This is a genomic window from Shinella sp. S4-D37, assembly GCF_040812195.1.
Classification (GTDB): domain Bacteria; phylum Pseudomonadota; class Alphaproteobacteria; order Rhizobiales; family Rhizobiaceae; genus Shinella.
Genome location: NZ_JBFNXL010000005.1, coordinates 23,409 through 43,681, shown reverse-complemented (window position 1 = coordinate 43,681; position 20,273 = coordinate 23,409). Strand labels below are relative to the sequence as shown.

Here is a 20,273-nt window from a genome sequence, read left to right as displayed (position 1 = left end):
TCCGTCACGCTTCGGTCACATCGCCAGCATAGCGCGCCTTGTGGTCGGCGAAATATTCCGTGCTGCGGATCTCGATGAGACGCGAAACCGTGCGGTCGAACTCGAAGCCTTCCGTGCCCTTGCGGGTCACGAGCAGGTCTTCCGGCGCCGCGGCGGCGGAGGCGAAGAGCCGCACGCGATGGTCGTAGATCGTATCGACGAGATTGATGAAGCGCTTCGTCTCGTTGCGCCTCTCCGCCCCGAGGAAGGGGATGTGGTCGACGAAGAGCGTGTCGTAATGCGCGAGGATTTCCAGATAGTCGGCGGCGCCCAGCGGCTTCTCGCAGAGATCGGCGAAGGAGAACCGCGCGGCGCGGCCGACGGCTCGCGGCACCGCGATGCTGCGGCCCCGGAAGGCGATCGTCCCGGCCTCCCCCGCCTTGCCCGCCGTTTCGCGCCGCCAGGCCGCGTCCATCGCCATGTCCGCCTCGACGCCGAGCGGATGACGGAAGACCGGCAGGCCGCTATCCTTCTCCATGCGGTAATCGGTCAGCGAATCCAGCGGCACGATCTCGACATATCGCTTCAGGAGATCGACGAAGGGAAGGAAGAGCCCGCGGTTGAGGCCGTCCCTGTAGAGATCGTCGGGCTCGACATTGGAGGTCGCGACGAGAATGCAGCCGCGCTGGAAAAGCTCGCCGAAAAGCCGCGACAGGATCATCGCATCGGCGATGTCCGTCACCGAGAACTCGTCGAAGCACAGAAGCCGCGCCTCCTCGACGAGACTTGCGGCAACCGGCGGCACGGGATCGGCCTGCTTCGTCTCGCCGGCCTTCAGCTTCTGGCGGTGCTTGTGGATGCGGTCGTGCACATCGGCCATGAATTCGTGGAAATGCGCCCGCCGCTTGCGCTTCACCCGCGCCAGATCGAAGAACATGTCCATCAGCATGGTCTTGCCACGCCCGACGCCGCCATGGATGTAGAGGCCCTTGGGGGCGCTGACGGTCTCGGGTTTTCGCGATGCGAAGAGCCAGCCGAGCGCGCTGGACTTGCGGGCCGGACGCTGGGCATGAAGCTCGGCGAGCAGCCGGTCGAAGCGGGAGGCCATGGCCTTCTGCGCCGGGTCCGGCTTCAGTTCGCCGCTCGCGACAAGGGCCTGCAGCCTATCCGAAACGCCATGGTCCGGATGTGTCGATCCGCTGTCCCAGTCCTTGCCCATGGGCGGGTTCTATCCGTGTCGGTGTCGGAAGGATGCGATCAGCGCGAAAGGCTGACGGGCTGGCCGGAATTGGTCGTGCCGTCGAAGCGGGTGTCCGCCGACTTGTAGAGGCGGGCGATGGCGTTGCCGTTGCGGTCCTTCAGCACGACCTGCTTGCCGGCGACCTCCCAGGAGCCCATCGTCGTCAGTTCGCCCGCGCAGCCGCGCGTGCCGCCACGCGAACCGCTGCCGAGATTGGTGAGCGTCAGGAACATGTCGCAGGAGGACGGACCGCTCGCTACGCGCCAGTTGCCGACCATGGATTCCTTGGTGACGTCGAGGGCCGTCGCGGCTGCCGCATCCGTCGCACCGCCGACCCCCATGCCGGTCGCCATCGCCGTGTCGGTCGTCGGCTTTTCCGGGAACTGCGAGGTGTCGGTCGTCGGGTCGGGAAGCTGGCTGGAGGAGACGCTGCCGATCGGCTGGGCCTGCAGCGGGCTAATATTCTGCTGCGTATTGACGCTGTCCATCGACGTGCGCTGGCAACCGGCCAGAGCAAGCGCCATCATCAGCCCGCCTGCCACATGGTGAATCCGCATGTCGTTACACTCCCGATATCTGCCCGATACTGCTGCCATGCAGCAATTTGTGCCGAATTAACGTGAATCGCCCGCATGAATCAAGACGAAACGGCCCGAATAGTCGAGCCGCCTCCTCACGTTTCGTGAATGTCCATCACATGGGTCAGAGCCTGCGCTCGACCAGCATCTTCTTGATCTCGCCGATCGCCTTGGCCGGATTGAGGCCCTTCGGGCAGGCCTGGGCGCAATTCATGATCGTGTGACAGCGATAGAGGCGGAAGGGATCTTCCAGGTTGTCGAGGCGCTCGCCCGTGGCTTCGTCGCGGCTGTCGATCAGCCAGCGATAGGCCTGGAGGAGAACGGCCGGGCCGAGATAGCGGTCGCCGTTCCACCAGTAACTCGGACAGGAGGTCGAGCAGCAGGCGCACAGGATGCACTCATAGAGGCCGTCGAGCTTGAGGCGCTCCTCATGGCTCTGCTTCCATTCCTTGGCCGGCGTCGGCGACACCGTCTTCAGCCAGGGCTCGATCGAGCGGTGCTGGGCGTAGAAGTTCGTGAGATCGGGGATGAGGTCCTTGACGACCGGCATGTGCGGCAGCGGATAGACCTTCACCGCGCCCTTCACCTCGTCCATGCCCTTGGTGCAGGCGAGCGTGTTGGTGCCGTCGATGTTCATGGCGCAGGAGCCGCAGATGCCTTCGCGGCAGGAGCGGCGCAGCGTCAGCGTCGGGTCGATCTTGTTCTTGATATAGAGCAGCGCGTCGAGCACCATCGGGCCGCAATCGTCGACATCGATGTAGAACGTGTCGACCGATGGGTTCTTGCCGTCGTCGGGGTTCCAGCGGTAGATGCGGAACTCGCGGGTGTTGGTGGCGCCTTCCGGCTTCGGCCAGACCTTGCCCTCGGTCAACTGCGAATTCTTCGGGAGAGCGAGTTCAACCATGTCCTGTTCTCCTCGTGATCAGTAGACGCGCGCCTTGGGCGCGATCTTGTGGGGATCGATCCCGTCGGCGATAAGTTCGGTGTGCACGGGGCGATAGTCGAGCTTGACGTCGCCCGCCTCGTTGACCCAGGCGAGCGTGTGCTTGCGCCAGTTGACGTCGTCGCGGCCGGCGAAGGGGCCGTCGACATAATCCTCGCGGGCGTGCGATCCGCGGCTTTCCTTGCGGGCCTCGGCGCCGTAGACGGTCGTGATGGCGTTTGCCATCAGGTTTTCCAGCTCCAGCGTCTCGACAAGGTCGGAATTCCAGATCATCGAGCGGTCGGTGACCTTGATGTCGGGCAGTTCCTTCCAGATCTCGGTCATGCGGCGGCAGCCGCTTTCCAGCGATTCCTGGGTGCGGAACACGGCCGCGTCTTCCTGCATGGTGCGCTGCATCTTGTCGCGCAGGATCGCCGTCGGCATGCTGCCATTGGCGTTCCGGAGGCGGTCGAAGCGGTCCATGATCCTGTCGCAGGCGGCAATGTCGAGCGCCGGGACGGCCTCGTTGCGGTCGATCACCTCGCCGGCGCGGATGGCCGCGGCGCGGCCGAAGACCACGAGGTCGATCAGCGAGTTGGAGCCGAGGCGGTTGGCGCCGTGCACCGAGGCGCAGCCGGCTTCCCCGACCGCCATCAGGCCGGGCGCGATGCGCTCCGGGTTCTGGCTGTCGGCGTTCAGCACTTCGCCCCAATAGTTCGTCGGAATGCCGCCCATATTGTAGTGGACGGTCGGCAGGACCGGGATCGGCTCGCGCGTCACGTCGACGTCGGCGAAGATCTTCGCGCTCTCGGAAATGCCCGGCAGGCGCTCGTGCAGCACGGCCGGATCGAGATGGTCGAGATGCAGGAAGATGTGGTCCTTGTTCTTGCCGACGCCGCGGCCTTCGCGGATCTCCATCGTCATGCAGCGCGAGACGACGTCGCGGGAGGCGAGGTCCTTGGCGGACGGCGCATAGCGCTCCATGAAGCGCTCGCCCTCGGAATTGACGAGATAGCCGCCCTCGCCGCGCGCGCCCTCGGTGATGAGGCAGCCGGCGCCGTAGATGCCGGTCGGGTGGAACTGCACGAATTCCATGTCCTGCAGCGGCAGGCCGGCGCGGGCGATCATGCCGCCGCCGTCGCCCGTGCAGGTATGGGCCGAGGTGGCCGAGAAATAGGCGCGGCCGTAGCCGCCCGTCGCCAGCACCACCATTTTCGCTGCGAAGCGATGGATCGTGCCGTCATCGAGGTTCCAGGCGATGACGCCGGTGCAGCGGCCATCGGCCGACATGATCAGGTCGAGCGCGAAATACTCGATGAAGAATTCCGCATTGTTGCGCAGCGACTGGCCGTAGAGCGTGTGCAGGATGGCGTGGCCGGTGCGGTCGGCAGCGGCACAGGTGCGCTGCACCGGCGGGCCTTCGCCGTAGTTCTGCATGTGGCCGCCGAACGGGCGCTGGTAGATCTTGCCTTCCGCATTGCGCGAGAAGGGCACGCCGTAATGCTCCAGCTCATAGACCGCCTTCGGCGCTTCCATGGCGAGATATTGCATGGCGTCGACGTCGCCGAGCCAGTCGGAACCCTTGACGGTGTCGTAGAGGTGCCACTGCCAGCAGTCGGGCGTCATGTTGACGAGCGAGGCGGCGATGCCGCCCTGGGCGGCGACAGTGTGCGAGCGCGTCGGGAAGACCTTGGTGATGCAGGCCGTCTTGAGGCCCTGCTCGGCCATGCCGAGCGTGGCGCGCAGGCCCGCGCCGCCGGCGCCGACGACGATCACGTCGAAGGAATGGTCCACATAGGTATAGGCCTTGCCGTTGGCCGCCGGGGAAGAGATCGCTGCCATGATGGATTATCCTGCGAAGGCGATTTTGAGGACGGCGAAAAGACAGAGCCCGCCGACCAGGATCGCGAAGAAGGTGTTGAGCATGAGGAGCGCGATCTTCACGCCTTCCGCGTGCACGTAGTCCTCGATGATGACCTGCATGCCGAGCTTCATGTGGATGAGGCCGGAGACGACGACGAGGCCCATGAGGACGGCGACGATCGGGTTCGACAGGGCCGCCGTGACCTGCGCATGGGAGGCGCCGTTGTAGCAGATCAGGAAGCCGACGAAGAACAGCAGCAGCGGAACGTTGGCGACGGCCGTCAGGCGCTGGCGCCAGAAATGCTCCGTGCCGTCCTTTGCCGAGCCGAGGCCGCGGACCTTGCCGAGGGGGGTGCGCATATCCATGGAACTCTCCTCAGCGGGCCAGGTAGCCGATGATCCAGACCAGCACCGTCAGGGCGACGGAGACGAACGGGGTCACGATGGCGAGCTTGGTGTTGAAGTGCTTCTCATAGCCGCGGCCCATGTCCCACATGAAGTGGCGAAGACCGCCCAGCATGTGGTGCATCAGCGCCCAGGTATAGCCGAAGAGCACGAGGCGGCCGATCAGCGTGCCGAAGAACCAGTTGACCCAGTCGAAATAGGCCTCGCCCGAGGCGGCCGCGATCAGCCACCAGGCGACGAGCACCGTGCCGAAGTAAAGGGCAGCGCCGGTTATGCGATGCACGATGGACATGACCATCGTCGGGATCGGCTTGTAGACTTGGAGATGCGGCGAGAGCGGCCGGCTTCGAGTGACATTCGCCATCTGAACCTCACGGAACCCCGGAGAGCCATAAACTGGACAAATTTTCTCCGGAATTGCAGTATGTTGTGCACAATGCAGTGATTGCGACGTTTAATCACCGGAACGCGGAACCACAAGCCTTCTTGCAGTGCAAAATGAATTTAATCGATTAAGCAGCCTGCCGCGTTTGCGCCATTCCAGGACGCATTCCGCCAATTAACGATAACTGGAAAATCCATAACCAAATCCGTGACTTTTGCCGTGCGCTGCCCCATCTTGCCGTTAAGGATCTGTTAAGCGTAATCCGGAAGGCAGGACAGAATGACTCTGTTTTCAGCGTCCCATGCGACCAAAGTTCTAGCGCTCGCGGTCGCCCTTACGGCCGGCGGCATGACGGTCGCCGCGGCCCGCGACCGCAGCCCCGATGTCGGCTGGTCGGACAATTCCGACGCGGACTGGTCGAAAAGCAGCTTCATCGGCCGCAGCATCGAGCGGCGCGGACACCGCGACTGGCGTCCGCGCGACCGCCACCGCGACGACCGCCGGGTGGAACGGCATCGCGACCGCCATTGGCACAAGGACCGCAATTTCTACGGCGGCGCCATCTCGGCCTATCGCGACCCGGGCAATGGCATCTACTTCTATGTCGACAGGAACCGCTACTACGAAGACCGGGTCGATGCGCCCCGCGTCGAGAACCGTGGAAAGGTCATCGTGGTGACGCCGGGGCAGAACGGCTGTTCGTGGGAAGCCGGCGTCTGCGTCATCCGCCGGGGATTCTGACGGCCGTAAAGACCGTCACACGCCTAACGCGCGATAGCGCCAGACCGTGGTCTTCTTGACCTCGCTGTCTTCCAATGCCCGCGTCACCGGCACCACATAGGTGGCGAGCGCCTCCATGCGCTCGCGCGGGCAATAGGCCCGGCCGGGATCGCCGACGAGCACCACGGCGCCCCGGGCCGCAAGCGCCGCGAACCAGGGCAGGAGTACCTCCGCGAAGCTGCGGTCATAGAAGACGTCGCCGGCCAGTACGACATCCCAGCTTTCGTCCCGGCCGATCAGGTTTTCCGACGTATGGGCGATCTCGACGCCGTTGAGCGCGGCGTTCAGGCGGACGGCGGTCTTACTCCAGGGATCGATATCGGCCGCCAGCACCGCGGCAGCGCCGGAAAGCCGCGCCGCGATGGCGACGAGGCCGGAGCCGCTGGCAAAATCCAGCACCGATTTCCCGGCCACCAGCGCGGGATGGTCGAGCACATGGCGGGCAAGCCCCTGCCCGCCCGCCCAGGCGAAGGCCCAGAAGGGCGGCGGCAGGCCGATCGCCTCCAGCTCCTCCTCGGTCTTCAGCCAGAGGTCGTGCGCCTCGGTGGCAAGGCGCAGCCTCACCTCCGGCACATGGGGCGGGGAGAGGATGCCCGTATTGTCGCGGATGAAGACCTCGGGATCCGTCTTCACCGGCGCATCGCCCGGCGGGCCATCAACGCGGCGGCGTGTCGAGGCCGCCCATGCGGCAGACCTCGATCCATTCCTCCTCGGTCACCGGCTGCACCGAAAGGCGCATGGAGGTCACGAGCGACATGTTGGCGAGCTTCGGATTGGCCTTGACGTCCTTCAGGGAGACGGGCAGCGGCATGTCGCGCACGGCGCGGATGTCGACGCAGTCCCAGCGCGGGTCCTCGCCGGCCGTCGTGTCCGGATGCGAGAGGACGCAGACCTCGGTGATGCCGACGACCTCCAGCCCCTCGTTGGAGTGGTAGAAAAAGCCCTTGTCGCCGATCTTCATGGCCCGCATGTTGTTGCGCGCCTGGTAGTTGCGCACGCCGTCCCATTCCTCGCCGGCCTCCCCTTTCGACTTCAGCTTCTCCCAGGAGAACTTGAAAGGTTCGGACTTGTAGAGCCAATATGCCATGCGGATCAGGCCTCCGGATTGTTGAAGACCCAGTTCCAGGCCTTCACCTCGACGCTCGCGAAAAGGCCCGCCTTGGCATAGGGGTCGTTCTCGGCGATCCGCCGCGCCTCCTCGATCGTCTCGGCCTTGACCACGACCAGGCTGCCGGTCGGCTTGCCGTCGTCGCCGAGGAAGGGGCCGGCGACGGCGAGCTTGCCGTCGGCATCGAGGCCGTTCAGGTAGGCGAGGTGATCAGGGCGCGTATCGAGGCGCACCTGCAGCGCGCCGGGCTTGTCCTGGCAGAGAAATGCGAAATGCATGACACGATCCTTCCTTCTGTTCCGGGCTGTTCCTGGCCGCTCTGTCATTCCTGGGTGATCGGGCGCGTCATCAGCTGCCCGATGGCGGTCTTCACGTCGAGGCTGCCGTCGATGATGCGGGCGACCGCATCCGTGATCGGCATGTCGATACCCTTTTTCGCGGCGACGCCGGAGGCGACCGAGGCGGCGAAGGCGCCTTCCACCAGATCGCCCGACCAGCCGGCGGCATCGCCGTGACGGCCGAGCGCGATGCCGAAGCGCAGGTTGCGCGACTGGTGGCTCGTTCCCGTCAGCACGAGGTCGCCGAGGCCGGAGAGCCCGGTAACCGTGGCGCCCTCCCCGCCATGGGCCGCGACGAAGCGCGACAGTTCCGCAAGCCCGCGCGAGATCAGCGCCGCGCGTGCCGAATCGCCGAGCGCGGCGCCCTCGATGATGCCGCAGGCGATCGCCAGCACGTTCTTGAGCGCGCCGCCGAGCTGCACACCGATACGGTCGGTCGAGGGATAGAGGCGGAAAGTCGGCCCCGAAAGGGCCTGAGCCAGCGCGGCGCCGGTCCCGGCCGTGCGCGCGGCGATCACCATCGCCGTCGGCAGGCCGTTCGCGATATCGGCGGCAAAGCCGGGGCCGGAGAGCACGGCGACCTCGCGGCCGGGAAGCTCTTCCTCCAGCACCTCCGTCAACAGTCGGCCGGTGTCCTTCTCCATGCCCTTGGCGCAGATCACCACCGCCGTGCCCGGCGCCAGCAGCGGCGCGAGAGACCGTGCCGCATCGCGCTGGGCCTGCGAGGGCATGGCGAACAGCACGATGCCCGCACCGCGGATCGCCCTGGCGTCGGCGTTGAAGGAAAGGGCCGGCGGCAGGTCGATGCCGGGCAGCGCCTTTTCGTTGCGCCGCGCGGCGCGCATCAGATCGACGGCCGCCGCATCGCGGCCGATCAGCGTGACGTCGCCGCCGCCTGCCGCGGCCACGCTGGCCAGCGCCGTGCCGAAGGCGCCCGCGCCGACGACGGCGATCCTCGCGGTGGTGCTCATGCCTTGGCTCCCCGCTTGCCGGATCCGAGAATCGTCGCCGCCGCGCGGTCGAGCGGCCAGCGCGAGCGCGGCGCGACGGCAAGGTCGTCCGGCGCGAAACCGGCGGCCATGCGCTCCAGCCCCGCCCAGGCGATCATGGATGCATTGTCGGTGCACAGCGCCAGCGGCGGGGCGACGAAGCGGAATTTCTGCTTGTCGCACAGCGCCTGCAGGGTCGCGCGCAGCTCCGCATTGGCCGCCACTCCACCGGCGACGACCAAAGCCGGCGTCTCGATATCCGGGAAGAGCGTGCGGAACCGTTCGAGGCCCCGGCCGATTCGATCCTTCAGCGTGCGCGAGACGGCGCGCTGGAAGGAGGCGCAGATATCGGCAATGTCCTGCTCGGTGACCGGCTCGATCGACTGCGCGGCCTGCCGCACCGCCGTCTTGAGGCCGGAGAAGGAGAAGTCGAGCCGCGCTTCGCCGACAAGCGGCCGCGGGAAGGTGAAGCGTTCGGGATTGCCCGTCTTTGCCATGCGCTCCACCGCCGGGCCGCCCGGATAGGGCAGGCCGAGCAGCTTGGCGGTCTTGTCGAAGGCCTCGCCGAGCGCGTCGTCGATCGTCGTGCCCCAGCGCTCGTAGTCGTCGACACCGCGCACCAGGACGAGCTGGGTATGGCCGCCGGAGACGAGCAGCATGAGATAGGGGAAGGAAAGCCCGTCCGTCAGCCGCGCCGTCAACGCGTGGCCTTCCAGATGGTTGACGGCGTAGAGCGGCTTGCCCGTCGCCCGGGCGATCGCCTTGCCGGTCATCAGCCCGACGATGAGGCCGCCGATCAGCCCCGGCCCGCTCGTCGCGGCAATCGCGTCAACATCGCCGAGCGACTTTCCGGCGCGCAGCAGCGCCTCGGAGATCAGGCTGTCCAGCGCCTCCACATGGGCACGCGCGGCGATCTCCGGCACTACGCCGCCATAGGCGCTGTGCTCTTCGAGCTGGCTCAGCACCACCTCGCCGAGGATTTCGCCCCGCCCCCCGGCATCGCGCATGACGACGGCCGCGGCGGTCTCGTCGCAGCTCGTTTCGATGCCCAGGATGGTCAGATGGGACGACATGTAGCACTTGGGAATTGATTGCGATGGACCGGAAACCCGGTTACGAGACATCCCGGTAACAACGGATCAAGGCGGATGCAAACAAAACCTTTCAGGATCGGCACGCGGGGCAGCCCGCTGGCGCTCGCCCAGGCCCACGAGACCCGATCGCGCCTGATGGCGACCCATGGCCTGCCGGAAGACATGTTCGAGATCGTCGTGCTCTCGACCAAGGGCGATCGCATCACCGACCGCTCGCTGGCGCTGATCGGCGGCAAGGGCCTGTTCACTGAGGAGATCGAGGCGCAGCTTGCCTCCGGCGAGCTCGACTTCGCCGTGCACTCCTCCAAGGACATGCCGACGAAGCTGCCGGAGGGACTGCACCTCTCCGCCTTCCTGCCGCGCGAGGACGTGCGCGACGCCTTCATCGGCCGCAGCGCCGCTCGCCTGCTCGACCTGCCGCAGGGCGCGACCGTCGGCTCGGCCTCGCTCCGCCGCCAGGCGCTCATCCGGCGCCTTCGACCCGATCTCAACGTCATCGTCTTCCGCGGCCAGGTCGATACCCGCCTTGGCAAGCTCGCCGAAGGCCAGGCGGACGCGACGCTGCTCGCCTATGCCGGGCTGAAACGCCTCGGCAAGCTCGACGTGCCGACGGAAATCCTCGATCCCGTTTCCTTCCCGCCCGCCCCGGCGCAGGGCGCGATCTGCATCGAGAGCCGCATCGGCGACAAGGGGACGGAAGACCTGCTCGCCGCCATCGACGACCGCGCGACACGCACGGCGGTCTCCTGCGAACGCGGCTTCCTCGCCACGCTCGACGGCTCCTGTCGCACGCCGATCGCCGGCTATGCGACGGTCGAGGGGAAACATCTGACGTTCCGCGGCATGATCCTGACGCCGGACGGCAGCCGTTTCCACGAGATCGAGACCAGCGGCCCGGCAGGCGAGGCCGGCAGGCTCGGCGAAGCGGCGGGACAGGCGATCCGCGACAAGGCGGGGGCGGGCTTCTTCGAAAGCTGGGGCTGAACCGCGTGCGCGTCCTCGTCCTTCGCCCGCAGCAGGCGGCAAGCCGCACCGCCCGCAAGCTCGCGGCGCTGGGCCACGACACCGTGTGCCTGCCGCTGTCGCGGCCCGAGCACGACCTTGACGCGGTAAAGGCAGCGCTTGCGGAGCGCCATTCGGCCATCGCCATCACCAGCGCCGAGGTGGCGCGCCTCTTCGGCCATCTCGGCGAGGCGCTCGACCGCCACCTCCTGACCACGGTCTTCTCGGTGGGGCGGGCCTCGGCGGACGCCGCCGGCGTTGCGGGATTCCGCACCGTGCTCACCCCCGGCGGCGACGGCCGGGACCTTGCCGACATGATCGTGGCGCATTGCCGGGATTTCGGCATGCCGGCCGAACCGATCCTCTACCTTGCCGGCGTGCCGCGCGCGCGCGGCTTCGAGGCGCGCCTTGCCGAAGCGGGCGTCCCGCTCCGTACCGTGGAAGCTTACCGCATGGTGCCTGTCGTCCCCCGGCGCTCCGAGACGGAAACCGCGCTTCTCAAGCCGGTGCCGGATGCCGTGCTGTTCTATTCCGGCGAAAGCGCGCGAGCCTTCTTCAAGCTCTCCCCGCTCGTGGAGATTCCCGAGCGCTTCCTGTCCACGCTGATGCTCTGCATGAGCGCGAATGTCGCCAAGGCCGTGCCGCAGCGCTTTGCCGCATCCACCGTCATCGCCTCGGCGCCCAACGAGGAAAGCCTGCTGGATCTGCTCTGAAGGCCAGGCGGCGGCGGACGAATTTGCCGCAAGGGTCTTTCCCTCGCTGCCTTCCCTGTCTACGTTTAATGCAATGCACATGAACGCGAGGAGGTCGCCATGGAACCGGAAACCCCGTCCCGTCGCAAGAAGGCAGGCGACGAACCCGTGACGATCGACCTCGAAGCGGTTCCCGTATCCGCAAGCGACGAGGCACTGGCAGCCGAGGACGCGGCCAAGGCCGAAACGCCGGAGAGCCAGGCTTCGGAGACCGTCGAAGCCGAGGCGGCGGAACCCGCGGCAGCCGAAACCGCAGCCGAGCCCGTCGAGGAAAAGGCCGAACCGATCGAACCTGCCCGCACGACCTACGAGGAGCCGGCGCGCGCCGAAACGCCGCCGCCACCGCAGCGCAGCAATGCCGGCACGCTGGCGGCCGGCATCCTGGGCGGCCTCATCGCGCTTCTGGGCGCCGGCAGCCTGCAATATGGCGGCTACCTGCCGACGCCCGGCCCCGACAGGACGAGCCAGTCCGATGCCGTTGCCACCCTGACGAACGAGGTGGAAGCCCTGAAGACGCGGCTTTCCGAAAGCACGGCCGCAAGTCCGGTCGATCTCCAGCCGATCGAGACGCGGATCGCTGCGCTGGAAAAATCCGCCAGCGAAGGTAGCGATGCCGGCGCGACCCCGGAGGCCGTCAGCAAACTGGAAGGCGACGTGACGAGGCTGACGACGGAACTCGCGGCACTGCGCGAGGCCATCGCGCGCACCACCGAGGCGGTCAGCGCGACGGAAAGCCAACTCACCGAACGCATCGCCGCCGCCGAGGAGAAGCTCGACGAACCGCGCAGCGACATCGAGATGGCGCGGGCCGTTGCCGCAAGCGCCCTCAAGACCGCGATCGACCGCGGCGGGCCCTATCTTGCCGAACTGGAGGCCTTCGCCAGCATCGCGCCGGACGATCCCTCCCTTGCCGGCCTGCGCGAACACGCCGCCGTCGGCGTATCCTCGCGCGCCGATCTCGTGCGCGATTTCCAGGCGACGGCCGACGCCATCCTCGACGCCGTGCACCAGCCGGAGGGCGATGCGGGCATCTTCAACCGCCTGATGTCGAGCGCCGCCTCGGCGATCCGCGTGCGCCCCGTCGGCAGTATCGACGGCGACACGCCCGAAGCGATTGTCGCGCGCATCGAGAACAAGCTGCAGAACGGCGATTTCAAGGGTGCGCAGATCGAATGGCAGACCCTGCCGGAAAAGGGCCAGGCCGCAGCGGCCGACTACAAGCGCAAGCTCGACGAACGCGTGAGCGTGGAAGGCTTGATCGGCACCGTCGTTTCCGGCGCCCTCAACGGCACGACGACCGGCACCGCAGGCAACCAGGGCTGAGGAGACAGGCTTCATGATTCGCATTCTGGTCTTCGCTCTCTTCGTCCTCGCGCTCGCCGCCGGCTTCGCCTGGCTTGCAGACCGTCCCGGCGAACTCTCCATCATCTGGCAGGGCCAGCGGGCCGACATGAGCCTGATGGTCGCCGCCACGCTGATCGTCTCGCTGGTCGCCGCGATCATGTTCTCCTGGTGGATCCTGCGCGTCGTCTGGACCTCGCCGCACACGATCCAGCGCTATTTCCGCGCCCGCAAGCGCGATCGCGGCTACCAGGCGCTCTCCACCGGCCTGATCGCCGCCGGCGCGGGCGATGCCGCCGGCGCGCGGAAAATGCTCGGCCGCACCAAGGGTCTCCTGAGTGCCAACCAGGAACCGCTCATCCACCTGCTCGAAGCGCAGGCGGCGATGATCGAGGGCCGCTACGACGATGCGCGCCGGAAATTCGAGCTGATGGCGGATGATCCGGAAACGCGCGAACTCGGCCTGCGCGGCCTCTACCTGGAGGCCCGCCGGCTCGGCGCGAACGAGGCGGCCCGGCAATATGCCGAACGCGCTGCGGAAAAGGCGCCGCAGTTGCCCTGGGCGGCCGAAGCCGCGCTCGAATACCGCTCTGAGGCGGGGGACTGGGACGAGGCGCTGAAACTTCTCGGCGACGGCCGTTCCGGCTCGGCCGAGGAGAAGAAGGCCCATGCCCGCCGCAAGGTAGTGCTGCTGACGGCCCGCGCGGCCGCCAGGCTCGACGCAGACCCCAAGGGCGCGCGCGAGGATGCCCAGCAGGCATTGAAGCTCGACGAGAATTTCGTGCCCGCCGGCCTCGTGGCGGCCAAGGCCTATCTGCGCGAGGACAACCTGCGCAAGGCTGCCACCATCCTGGAAAAGCTCTGGAAGGCGACCGCTCATGGCGATGTCGCAAAACTCTATGTCCGCGCGCGCAGCGGCGATTCGGCGGCCGACCGCCTGAAGCGGGCGGAAAAGCTCGAAGCGATGCGGCCGAACAATGCCGAAGCGCTCTATGCCGTCGCCGAAGCCGCGCTGGAAACGCGCAACTTCGCGCTGGCCCGCGCCAAGGCCGAGGCAGCCGCCCGCCTGTCGCCACGCGAGAGCGCCTTCCTGCTGCTGGCCGATATCGAGGATGCCGAGACGGGCGACCAGGGCCGCATCCGCCACTGGATGAACCAGGCGCTGAAGGCGCCACGCGATCCGGCCTGGACGGCCGACGGCATCACCGCCCCGGAATGGCGGGCCGTCTCGCCGGTCACCGGCCGTCTGGATGCCTTCGAATGGAAGACGCCGGTCAGCCCGCTCGACGGCCCGATCGAGGAAGGCTCGACCGCCGCCGTCGACGAGGCCATCCGCACCCTGCCGCCGCTCGCCATCGAGAGCAGGCCCGCTGCGCGGGTCGAGGAGGTCGTCAGGACCGAGACGGTGGAGGCGGAGAAGCCCGTCGTCGTCGCTGCGGTCGTAGAGGCCGCGCCGGCGAAGGTCGCGACGGTGGAAAAGACCAGGGAAACGGTGAGCGCCGAGGAAGAGGAGCGCCCCTTCTTCGGCCTGCCCGACGATCCGGGCGTCAAGGAAGGCGCCGTCAAACGGGACGGGACGAGCGGCTTCCGCTTGTTCTGAACGAAACGGAAAAGAGGCAGCGCCGCGAACCTGAAGGACGCGGCCTCCCAGGGCTCGAGGGAACGGGGCGACACCGAATGTTCGAACGCTTGCAGCAGTTTCTGGCGGGCCTTTCCGGCGGCGACAGACCGGTCTTTGCCGCCGACGACCCGCGGGTCGCCGTCATGGCGCTCTGCATCCAGGTCATGGAGGCCGACGGCAAGATCCTGGCGGCCGAGAAGAAGGCGCTGCGGACCCGCTTCAAGGAATTCTACGACCTCGACGAGGCCGAACTCGACGCGCTGGTCGCCGCCGGCTCCGATGCGGAGAGCGAGGCGATAGACTTCTTCCGCTTCACCTCGGAACTGAAGCGGCAGCTTTCGGAAGAGCAGCGCATCGACCTGATCGGCCTGCTCTGGGAGATCGTCTATGCTGACGGCGAGCGCAGCGAGATGGAGGACCACGCCATCTGGCGCATCGCGGACCTGCTCGGCGTCTCCGGCCGGGAGCGCATCATGAAGCGGCAGGAAGTGGCCGGGCGGGCCGGTGTCGCGACGGGCGGGGAGTCGGACGAAGGCTGAGCGATGCTCGATTTCCCCCGCAAGCCGCGCCGCAGGCGCCCCGTCCTCATCGTCCTGCACCAGGAGACCTCAAGCCCCGGCCGCGTCGGGCAGATCCTCCAGACGATGGGCCACGCGCTGGATATCCGCCGGCCCGTCCTCGGCGATCCGCTGCCCGAGACGCTGTCGCACCATGCGGGCACGGTCGTCTTCGGCGGGCCGATGAGCGCCAATGACGAGGAGGCCTATGTGCGCGCGGAGATCGACTGGCTCTCCGTGCCGCTGACCGAGAACCGCCCCTTCCTCGGCATCTGCCTCGGCGCACAGATGCTGGTGAAGAACCTCGGCGGCACGGTTTTCGGCCATGCCGAGGGGTGGACGGAGATCGGCTGGTATCCGCTGGCGGCGACGGAGGCGGGCACGGCGCTGATGGCCTGGCCGGGCATGGTCTACCAGTTCCACCGCGAGGGTTTCGACCTGCCGCGGGACGCCACGCTGCTCGCCACCGGCCATCACTACGAGAACCAGGCCTTCCGCTATGGCGACAATGCCTGGGGCATCCAGTTCCACGGCGAACTGACGCTCGCCATGATGCACCGCTGGGTGGTGCGCGGGGCCCACCGTTTCGAATTGCCGGGCGCGCAGGCCGGCCGCGCCCATCTCGACGGGCGCCTGCTGCACGATGCGGCTCTCCGGCTCTGGATGACGTCCTTCCTGGAACGCATCTTCCACGAGGCCTGAGGGCGCTCACCATTAAACATGTTGCCGCGCCATCCGGCGCGCGGCCTTGCTGGCGGGGCGCGCAATGGCTACATGTCGAGACGAAACCAATTGGAGACATCAATGATAGCGGTCATCAACACCCTATTGTTCATCATCAGCATAGCGTGGTTCCTGGTGATCGCCTCGGCGATCTTCTCCTGGCTCTATGCCTTCAACGTCATCAATGCGAACAATCAGGTGATCGCCACCATCGGCCGCTCGCTCTACCAGTTGACGGAGCCGATCTACCGCCCGATCCGCCGCATCCTGCCGAATTTTGGCGGCGTCGATCTTTCACCGCTCGTCGTGCTCGTCATCCTGTTCTTCCTGGAGCAGGTAATCCGCAGCGTCCTGGCGCCCGCCGTCCTGTGACGCAGGCACCCGGCGCCGCCTTGCGGCGCCATGACGACTACCATGTGCGCCTGACCGTGCGGCTCACCCCGAACGGCGGGCGCGATGCGATCGACGGCTGGGAGACGGGCAGCGACGGCGCCTGCTATCTGAAGACGCGCGTCAGCGACCCGCCGGACAAGGGCAAGGCCAACAAGGCGCTGCTCGCCCTCATCGCCAGGGCGGCCGGCGTGCCGAAATCGGCGGTCAGCCTGCTCACCGGCGATACCCAGAGAAAGAAAATCCTCCGGATCGAGGGCGACCCGGAGGACATCATGTTCAGGCTCGAAAGCGCAGCAGCCCGATAGCCGCTTATTTCTTGCTCGCCTCGTAGCGCTCGACGGCTTCGAGGATCATCTTCTTGGCGACATGGACGTCCTGCCAGCCGGCGATCTTCACCCACTTGCCGGGCTCCAGATCCTTGTAGTGCTCGAAGAAGTGCTCGATCTGCTTCAGCGTGATCTCCGGCAGGTCGGTGTAGTTCTCGACCTTGTCGTAGCGGCGCGTCAGCTTCGGCACGGGAACGGCGATGATCTTCTCGTCCTTGCCGCCATCGTCTTCCATGACCATGACGCCGATCGGACGGACATTGATGACGCAGCCCGGAACGAGCGGGCGGGTGTTGGCGATCAGCACGTCGATCGGGTCGCCGTCTTCCGACAGCGTGTGCGGCACGAAGCCGTAATTGCCCGGATAGGTCATCGGCGTGTAGAGGAAGCGGTCGACGACGAGCGCGCCGGCTTCCTTGTCCATCTCGTACTTGATCGGATGGCCGCCGACCGGCACCTCGACAATGACGTTCACGTCATCCGGCGGATTCTTGCCAACGGAAATCGCATCGATACGCATGGGGGGCTCCCTCAGATGGAATGGTACTGTTCGCGGGCTTCCTAAAGCGAATCCCAGTGCAGTGCAACATGACTTTCACGGGAGGCGAATAGATGGCGGCCGTATCCCGTCTCCCCAAGAGCGGAGGACGATCCATGCGCCTGACCCCTTTTCTCCTCGCCGCGGCTCTTGCCGCGCCGGCCGCCCGGGCCAACGAGAGCACCTATACGGACCGCGACCTCGATGCCTGCAAGACGCTGTCGCAGGAGGCGGAAGGCGGTAGCGTGAGCCTGCAATGCGCCGGCTACAAGGATCTCGCGGTCTATTTCAAGGAGGGCGATCTGCGGCAGAGCCAGGCTTACGGCCCGATAAGCAAGGCCTGGCTGGACGAGGCCTTCGAGAGCTTCGGCCACTTCAACCACACCAATGCGAAGATCGAATGGCGGCTTGCGGCGGATGGAAGGCCGGTCGCCACCATCGTGCGCTGGTTCGTCTCGGACCCCGAGACCACCAGCGACACCGAGACGCGCTACGGCCAGGTCCTCGTCGTCTCGACGGTCGCGACAGTGGAGAATCCGACAAGCTGCGTCGTCGGCTATGTCGATGCACTGGAGAACAGGGAGGCCAACGCCCTCGCCCGCAAGGTGGCGGACGACGAGGCCCATGACTTCGCCTGCGGCATGGCCGAGCCGCAATGGCACGGCGCGCGCGGCAGGCTTGCCGGCGAGCCGATGCGGCACCTGCCGCCGGCCGTCGAATAGGGCTCAGGGCCAGACGAAGCCGAGCTTCTTCAGTTCCTTGTCGCCGAAATTCTCCATGCCCTCGGCAATGTCGCGTCCGCCGGCGGAGCGGAAGAAGCGCTCGGCATGCTCGCTGTCCTCCAGGCACCAGACGATCATGCCCTCGCAGCCCAGCGACTTCAGGAGCCGCCGCGCCTCGCCGAAGAGTAGCCGGCCAAGGCCGATGCCCTGGTATTCCGGCCGAAGGTAGAGTTCGTAGATCTCGCCTTCCTGCGGCAGCGCGCGGGCGCGGTTGAGGCCGAGCGTGGCGTAGCCGGCGACCGTGCCGGCGACGTCGAGCACCAGGAGGGTCGCGGGGCCGCGCGTCGCCTTGCGCCACCAGCCTTCGCCGCGGCGGTCGACCATCTGGATAAGCGGCTTGTGCGGAATGAGGCCGCCATAGGCCTGCAGCCACGATACCCGGTGCGTCTCGGATATCGCGCGCGCATCCTGCGGCTCGGCGCGCCGCACATCGATCGACAGTGTCTTCATAACACGACTCATATTCCGGCACCGATTCCACCGGAATCCCGCGAGGGCACGGGAGGCTTCCCTGCCCACAGGCGAGTGCCGGTCGGCACGCGGAAAAGTTAACGCTTTTTTAACAAACGTCACAAGTCGTAAAACGATGGCACACACATGAAAAACCCCGGCGCCCGTTCATCACGGGCGCCGGGGTCAAAATCATCCCGTTACGGGAAACGGCTCACGCCGCGCCGGCCGAACGCTGCTTTTCGAATCGCTTGCGGTCGTTGGGGTCGAGATAGAGCTTGCGCAGGCGGATGGACTTCGGCGTCACCTCGACGAGTTCGTCGTCCTGGATCCAGGAGAGCGCACGCTCCAGCGTCATCTTGATCGGCGGCGTCAGGCGCACGGCCTCATCCTTGCCGGCGGCACGGATGTTGGTGAGCTTCTTGCCCTTCAGGACGTTGACCTCAAGATCGTTGTCGCGCGTGTGGATGCCGACGATCATGCCCATATAGACCTTCTCGCCCGCGTCGATGACCATCGGGCCGCGGTCTTCCAGGTTGAAGAGCGCGTAGGCGACGGCCTCGCCCGCTTCGTTGGAGAGCAGCACACCATTGACGCGGCCGCCGATCTCGCCCTTGTAGGGCTGGTAGTCGTGGAACAGGCGGTTCATGATCGCCGTGCCGCGCGTGTCCGTCAGAAGCTCCGACTGGTAGCCGATGAGGCCGCGGGTCGGCGCGAAGAACACGAGACGGACGCGGTTGCCGCCGGACGGGCGCAGCTCGGCCATCTCGGCCTTGCGCTCCGACATCTTCTGCACGACGACGCCGGAATGTTCCTCGTCGACGTCGATGACGACTTCCTCGATCGGCTCGAGCATCTGGCCGGTCGTCTCGTCCTTGTGCATGACGACGCGCGGACGCGAGACGGCAAGCTCGAAGCCTTCGCGGCGCATGGTCTCGATGAGGACGGCGAGCTGGAGTTCGCCGCGGCCGGAGACGAAGAACGAATCCTTGTCGCCCGACTCTTCGATCTTCAGCGCGACATTGCCTTCGGCCTCCTTGAAGAGACGGTCGCGGATGACGCGGCTCGTCACCTTGTCGCCCTCGGTGCCGGCGAGCGGCGAATCGTTGACGATGAAGGACATGGTGACGGTCGGCGGATCGATCGGCTGGGCCTTCATGGCTTCGGAGATCGACGGATCGCAGAACGTGTCGGCGACGGTGCCCTTGGTGAGGCCGGCAATGGCGACGATGTCGCCCGCATGGGCTTCGTCGATCGCCGTGCGCTCGATGCCGCGGAAGGCGAGGATCTTCGAGATGCGGCCGTTTTCGATGAGATGGCCGTCCTGGCCGAGAACCTTGACGGCCTGGTTCGGCTTGATCGAGCCCGAATGGATGCGGCCGGTGATGATGCGGCCCAGGAAGGGGTTGGCCTCGAGGATCGTGCCGATCATGCGGAACGGGCCTTCGGCGACGGCCGGCTCCGGCACATGCTTGAGCACGAGGTCGAGCAACGGCGCCATGCCTTCGTCCTGCGGGCCTTCCGGATTGACGTTCATCCAGCCGTTGCGGCCCGAACCGTAGAGGATCGGGAAGTCGAGCTGTTCGTCGGTGGCGTCGAGATTGGCGAAGAGGTCGAACACCTCGTTCAGCACTTCCTCGTGGCGGCCGTCCGGACGGTCGATCTTGTTGATCGCGACGATCGGCTTCAAGCCGACCTTAAGCGCCTTGCCGACGACGAACTTGGTCTGCGGCATCGGGCCTTCCGACGAGTCGACGAGAACGATCGCGCCGTCCACCATCGAGAGGATGCGCTCCACTTCGCCACCGAAATCGGCGTGGCCGGGCGTGTCGACGATGTTGATGCGCGTGCCCTTCCATTCCACCGAGGTGGCCTTGGCGAGGATGGTGATGCCGCGCTCCTTTTCGATGTCGCTGGAATCCATCACGCGCTCGGCGACGCGCTGGTTTTCACGGAACGAACCGGACTGTTTCAGGAGTTCGTCGACGAGCGTGGTCTTGCCATGGTCGACGTGCGCGATGATCGCGATATTGCGGATGGACATGGTTTAATCTCTGAGGTTCGGGGCGCGCGGTATGGGGGGCGCCGTCTTCAATGGCCGGGCTCT

General features: G+C 66.5%; 24 protein-coding genes. 10 read left to right on the top strand and 14 right to left on the bottom strand.

The genetic code is table 11. From position 1 onward, the window contains the following. Positions 1-4: 4 nt before the first annotated feature. The 6 genes from zapE to sdhC form a co-directional block, all read right to left on the bottom strand. Complete coding sequence (gene zapE / locus AB3G45_RS07630) at positions 5-1,198, bottom strand: cell division protein ZapE (protein WP_367830017.1); 1,194 nt, start codon at positions 1,196-1,198, stop codon at positions 5-7. A gap of 38 nt (positions 1,199-1,236) precedes the next feature. Beyond that, positions 1,237-1,776, bottom strand: a complete 540-nt coding sequence (locus AB3G45_RS07625; RefSeq protein ID WP_367830016.1) for a protease inhibitor Inh/omp19 family protein — start codon at positions 1,774-1,776, stop codon at positions 1,237-1,239. A 145-nt stretch (positions 1,777-1,921) separates the two neighbouring features. Beyond that, positions 1,922-2,701 (bottom strand): succinate dehydrogenase iron-sulfur subunit, encoded by a 780-nt coding sequence (locus AB3G45_RS07620; RefSeq protein ID WP_367830015.1) that lies wholly within the window; start codon positions 2,699-2,701, stop codon positions 1,922-1,924. A gap of 18 nt (positions 2,702-2,719) precedes the next feature. Next, positions 2,720-4,561, bottom strand: a complete 1,842-nt coding sequence (gene sdhA / locus AB3G45_RS07615; RefSeq protein WP_367830014.1) for a succinate dehydrogenase flavoprotein subunit — start codon at positions 4,559-4,561, stop codon at positions 2,720-2,722. Positions 4,562-4,567: 6 nt separating this feature from the next. Beyond that, positions 4,568-4,948, bottom strand: coding sequence for a succinate dehydrogenase, hydrophobic membrane anchor protein (gene sdhD, locus AB3G45_RS07610; protein WP_367830013.1), 381 nt, complete (start codon positions 4,946-4,948; stop codon positions 4,568-4,570). A gap of 10 nt (positions 4,949-4,958) precedes the next feature. Beyond that, positions 4,959-5,351, bottom strand: a complete 393-nt coding sequence (gene sdhC, locus AB3G45_RS07605) for a succinate dehydrogenase, cytochrome b556 subunit (protein ID WP_367830012.1) — start codon at positions 5,349-5,351, stop codon at positions 4,959-4,961. A 300-nt stretch (positions 5,352-5,651) separates the two neighbouring features. On the opposite strand from sdhC, the gene AB3G45_RS07600 reads away from it, so the two are divergent. Beyond that, positions 5,652-6,113 (top strand): hypothetical protein, encoded by a 462-nt coding sequence (locus AB3G45_RS07600; RefSeq protein ID WP_367830011.1) that lies wholly within the window; start codon positions 5,652-5,654, stop codon positions 6,111-6,113. A gap of 15 nt (positions 6,114-6,128) precedes the next feature. Here the strand turns inward: AB3G45_RS07600 and AB3G45_RS07595 are convergent, their stop codons facing one another. The 5 genes from AB3G45_RS07595 to tsaD are packed head-to-tail and all read right to left on the bottom strand — an operon-like array spanning position 6,129 to position 9,660. Further along, the gene (locus tag AB3G45_RS07595; RefSeq protein WP_367830010.1) at positions 6,129-6,785 is read right to left on the bottom strand and encodes a methyltransferase; all 657 of its coding nucleotides are present in this window, start codon (positions 6,783-6,785) and stop codon (positions 6,129-6,131) included. Between the two features lie 22 nt (positions 6,786-6,807). Next, complete coding sequence (locus AB3G45_RS07590) at positions 6,808-7,239, bottom strand: EVE domain-containing protein (protein WP_367830009.1); 432 nt, start codon at positions 7,237-7,239, stop codon at positions 6,808-6,810. Positions 7,240-7,244: 5 nt separating this feature from the next. Further along, positions 7,245-7,538, bottom strand: a complete 294-nt coding sequence (locus tag AB3G45_RS07585; RefSeq protein WP_367830008.1) for a YciI-like protein — start codon at positions 7,536-7,538, stop codon at positions 7,245-7,247. A gap of 44 nt (positions 7,539-7,582) precedes the next feature. After that, positions 7,583-8,569 (bottom strand): NAD(P)H-dependent glycerol-3-phosphate dehydrogenase, encoded by a 987-nt coding sequence (locus tag AB3G45_RS07580; protein WP_367830007.1) that lies wholly within the window; start codon positions 8,567-8,569, stop codon positions 7,583-7,585. After that, on the bottom strand, positions 8,566-9,660 hold the full coding sequence (tsaD, locus tag AB3G45_RS07575; protein ID WP_367830006.1) for a tRNA (adenosine(37)-N6)-threonylcarbamoyltransferase complex transferase subunit TsaD: 1,095 nt from the start codon (positions 9,658-9,660) through the stop codon (positions 8,566-8,568). Before tsaD ends, AB3G45_RS07580 begins: the two co-directional genes overlap by 4 nt. Positions 9,661-9,735: 75 nt before the next feature. Here tsaD and hemC point away from each other — a divergent pair, with 75 nt between their 5' ends. From hemC to AB3G45_RS07535, 8 genes are all read left to right on the top strand, one after another. Further along, positions 9,736-10,665, top strand: a complete 930-nt coding sequence (gene hemC, locus AB3G45_RS07570) for a hydroxymethylbilane synthase (RefSeq protein ID WP_367830005.1) — start codon at positions 9,736-9,738, stop codon at positions 10,663-10,665. Positions 10,666-10,670: 5 nt separating this feature from the next. Beyond that, the gene (locus tag AB3G45_RS07565) at positions 10,671-11,396 is read left to right on the top strand and encodes a uroporphyrinogen-III synthase (RefSeq protein WP_367830004.1); all 726 of its coding nucleotides are present in this window, start codon (positions 10,671-10,673) and stop codon (positions 11,394-11,396) included. Positions 11,397-11,495: 99 nt separating this feature from the next. Continuing rightward, positions 11,496-12,758 carry a COG4223 family protein gene (locus AB3G45_RS07560; protein ID WP_367830003.1) on the top strand — a complete coding sequence of 421 codons (1,263 nt, stop codon included), beginning with the start codon at positions 11,496-11,498 and terminating at the stop codon, positions 12,756-12,758. 13 nt (positions 12,759-12,771) lie between these two features. Beyond that, complete coding sequence (locus AB3G45_RS07555; RefSeq protein WP_367830002.1) at positions 12,772-14,376, top strand: heme biosynthesis protein HemY; 1,605 nt, start codon at positions 12,772-12,774, stop codon at positions 14,374-14,376. 77 nt (positions 14,377-14,453) lie between these two features. Beyond that, complete coding sequence (locus tag AB3G45_RS07550) at positions 14,454-14,936, top strand: TerB family tellurite resistance protein (RefSeq protein ID WP_367830001.1); 483 nt, start codon at positions 14,454-14,456, stop codon at positions 14,934-14,936. 3 nt (positions 14,937-14,939) lie between these two features. Then, positions 14,940-15,656 carry a glutamine amidotransferase gene (locus tag AB3G45_RS07545; RefSeq protein WP_367830000.1) on the top strand — a complete coding sequence of 239 codons (717 nt, stop codon included), beginning with the start codon at positions 14,940-14,942 and terminating at the stop codon, positions 15,654-15,656. Between the two features lie 102 nt (positions 15,657-15,758). Then, on the top strand, positions 15,759-16,049 hold the full coding sequence (locus AB3G45_RS07540) for a YggT family protein (RefSeq protein WP_367829999.1): 291 nt from the start codon (positions 15,759-15,761) through the stop codon (positions 16,047-16,049). Then, the gene (locus AB3G45_RS07535) at positions 16,046-16,375 is read left to right on the top strand and encodes a DUF167 family protein (protein WP_367829998.1); all 330 of its coding nucleotides are present in this window, start codon (positions 16,046-16,048) and stop codon (positions 16,373-16,375) included. Before AB3G45_RS07540 ends, AB3G45_RS07535 begins: the two co-directional genes overlap by 4 nt. A gap of 4 nt (positions 16,376-16,379) precedes the next feature. On the opposite strand, the gene ppa is transcribed toward AB3G45_RS07535, so the two are convergent. Then, the gene (ppa, locus tag AB3G45_RS07530; protein WP_367829997.1) at positions 16,380-16,916 is read right to left on the bottom strand and encodes an inorganic diphosphatase; all 537 of its coding nucleotides are present in this window, start codon (positions 16,914-16,916) and stop codon (positions 16,380-16,382) included. A gap of 134 nt (positions 16,917-17,050) precedes the next feature. On the opposite strand from ppa, the gene AB3G45_RS07525 reads away from it, so the two are divergent. After that, positions 17,051-17,656 (top strand): hypothetical protein, encoded by a 606-nt coding sequence (locus tag AB3G45_RS07525; RefSeq protein ID WP_367829996.1) that lies wholly within the window; start codon positions 17,051-17,053, stop codon positions 17,654-17,656. 3 nt (positions 17,657-17,659) lie between these two features. On the opposite strand, the gene AB3G45_RS07520 is transcribed toward AB3G45_RS07525, so the two are convergent. Continuing rightward, positions 17,660-18,166, bottom strand: coding sequence for an N-acetyltransferase family protein (locus AB3G45_RS07520; protein WP_367829995.1), 507 nt, complete (start codon positions 18,164-18,166; stop codon positions 17,660-17,662). Positions 18,167-18,380: 214 nt separating this feature from the next. Further along, positions 18,381-20,210 (bottom strand): translational GTPase TypA, encoded by a 1,830-nt coding sequence (typA, locus tag AB3G45_RS07515; protein WP_367829994.1) that lies wholly within the window; start codon positions 20,208-20,210, stop codon positions 18,381-18,383. Between the last annotated feature and the right edge of the window lie 63 nt (positions 20,211-20,273).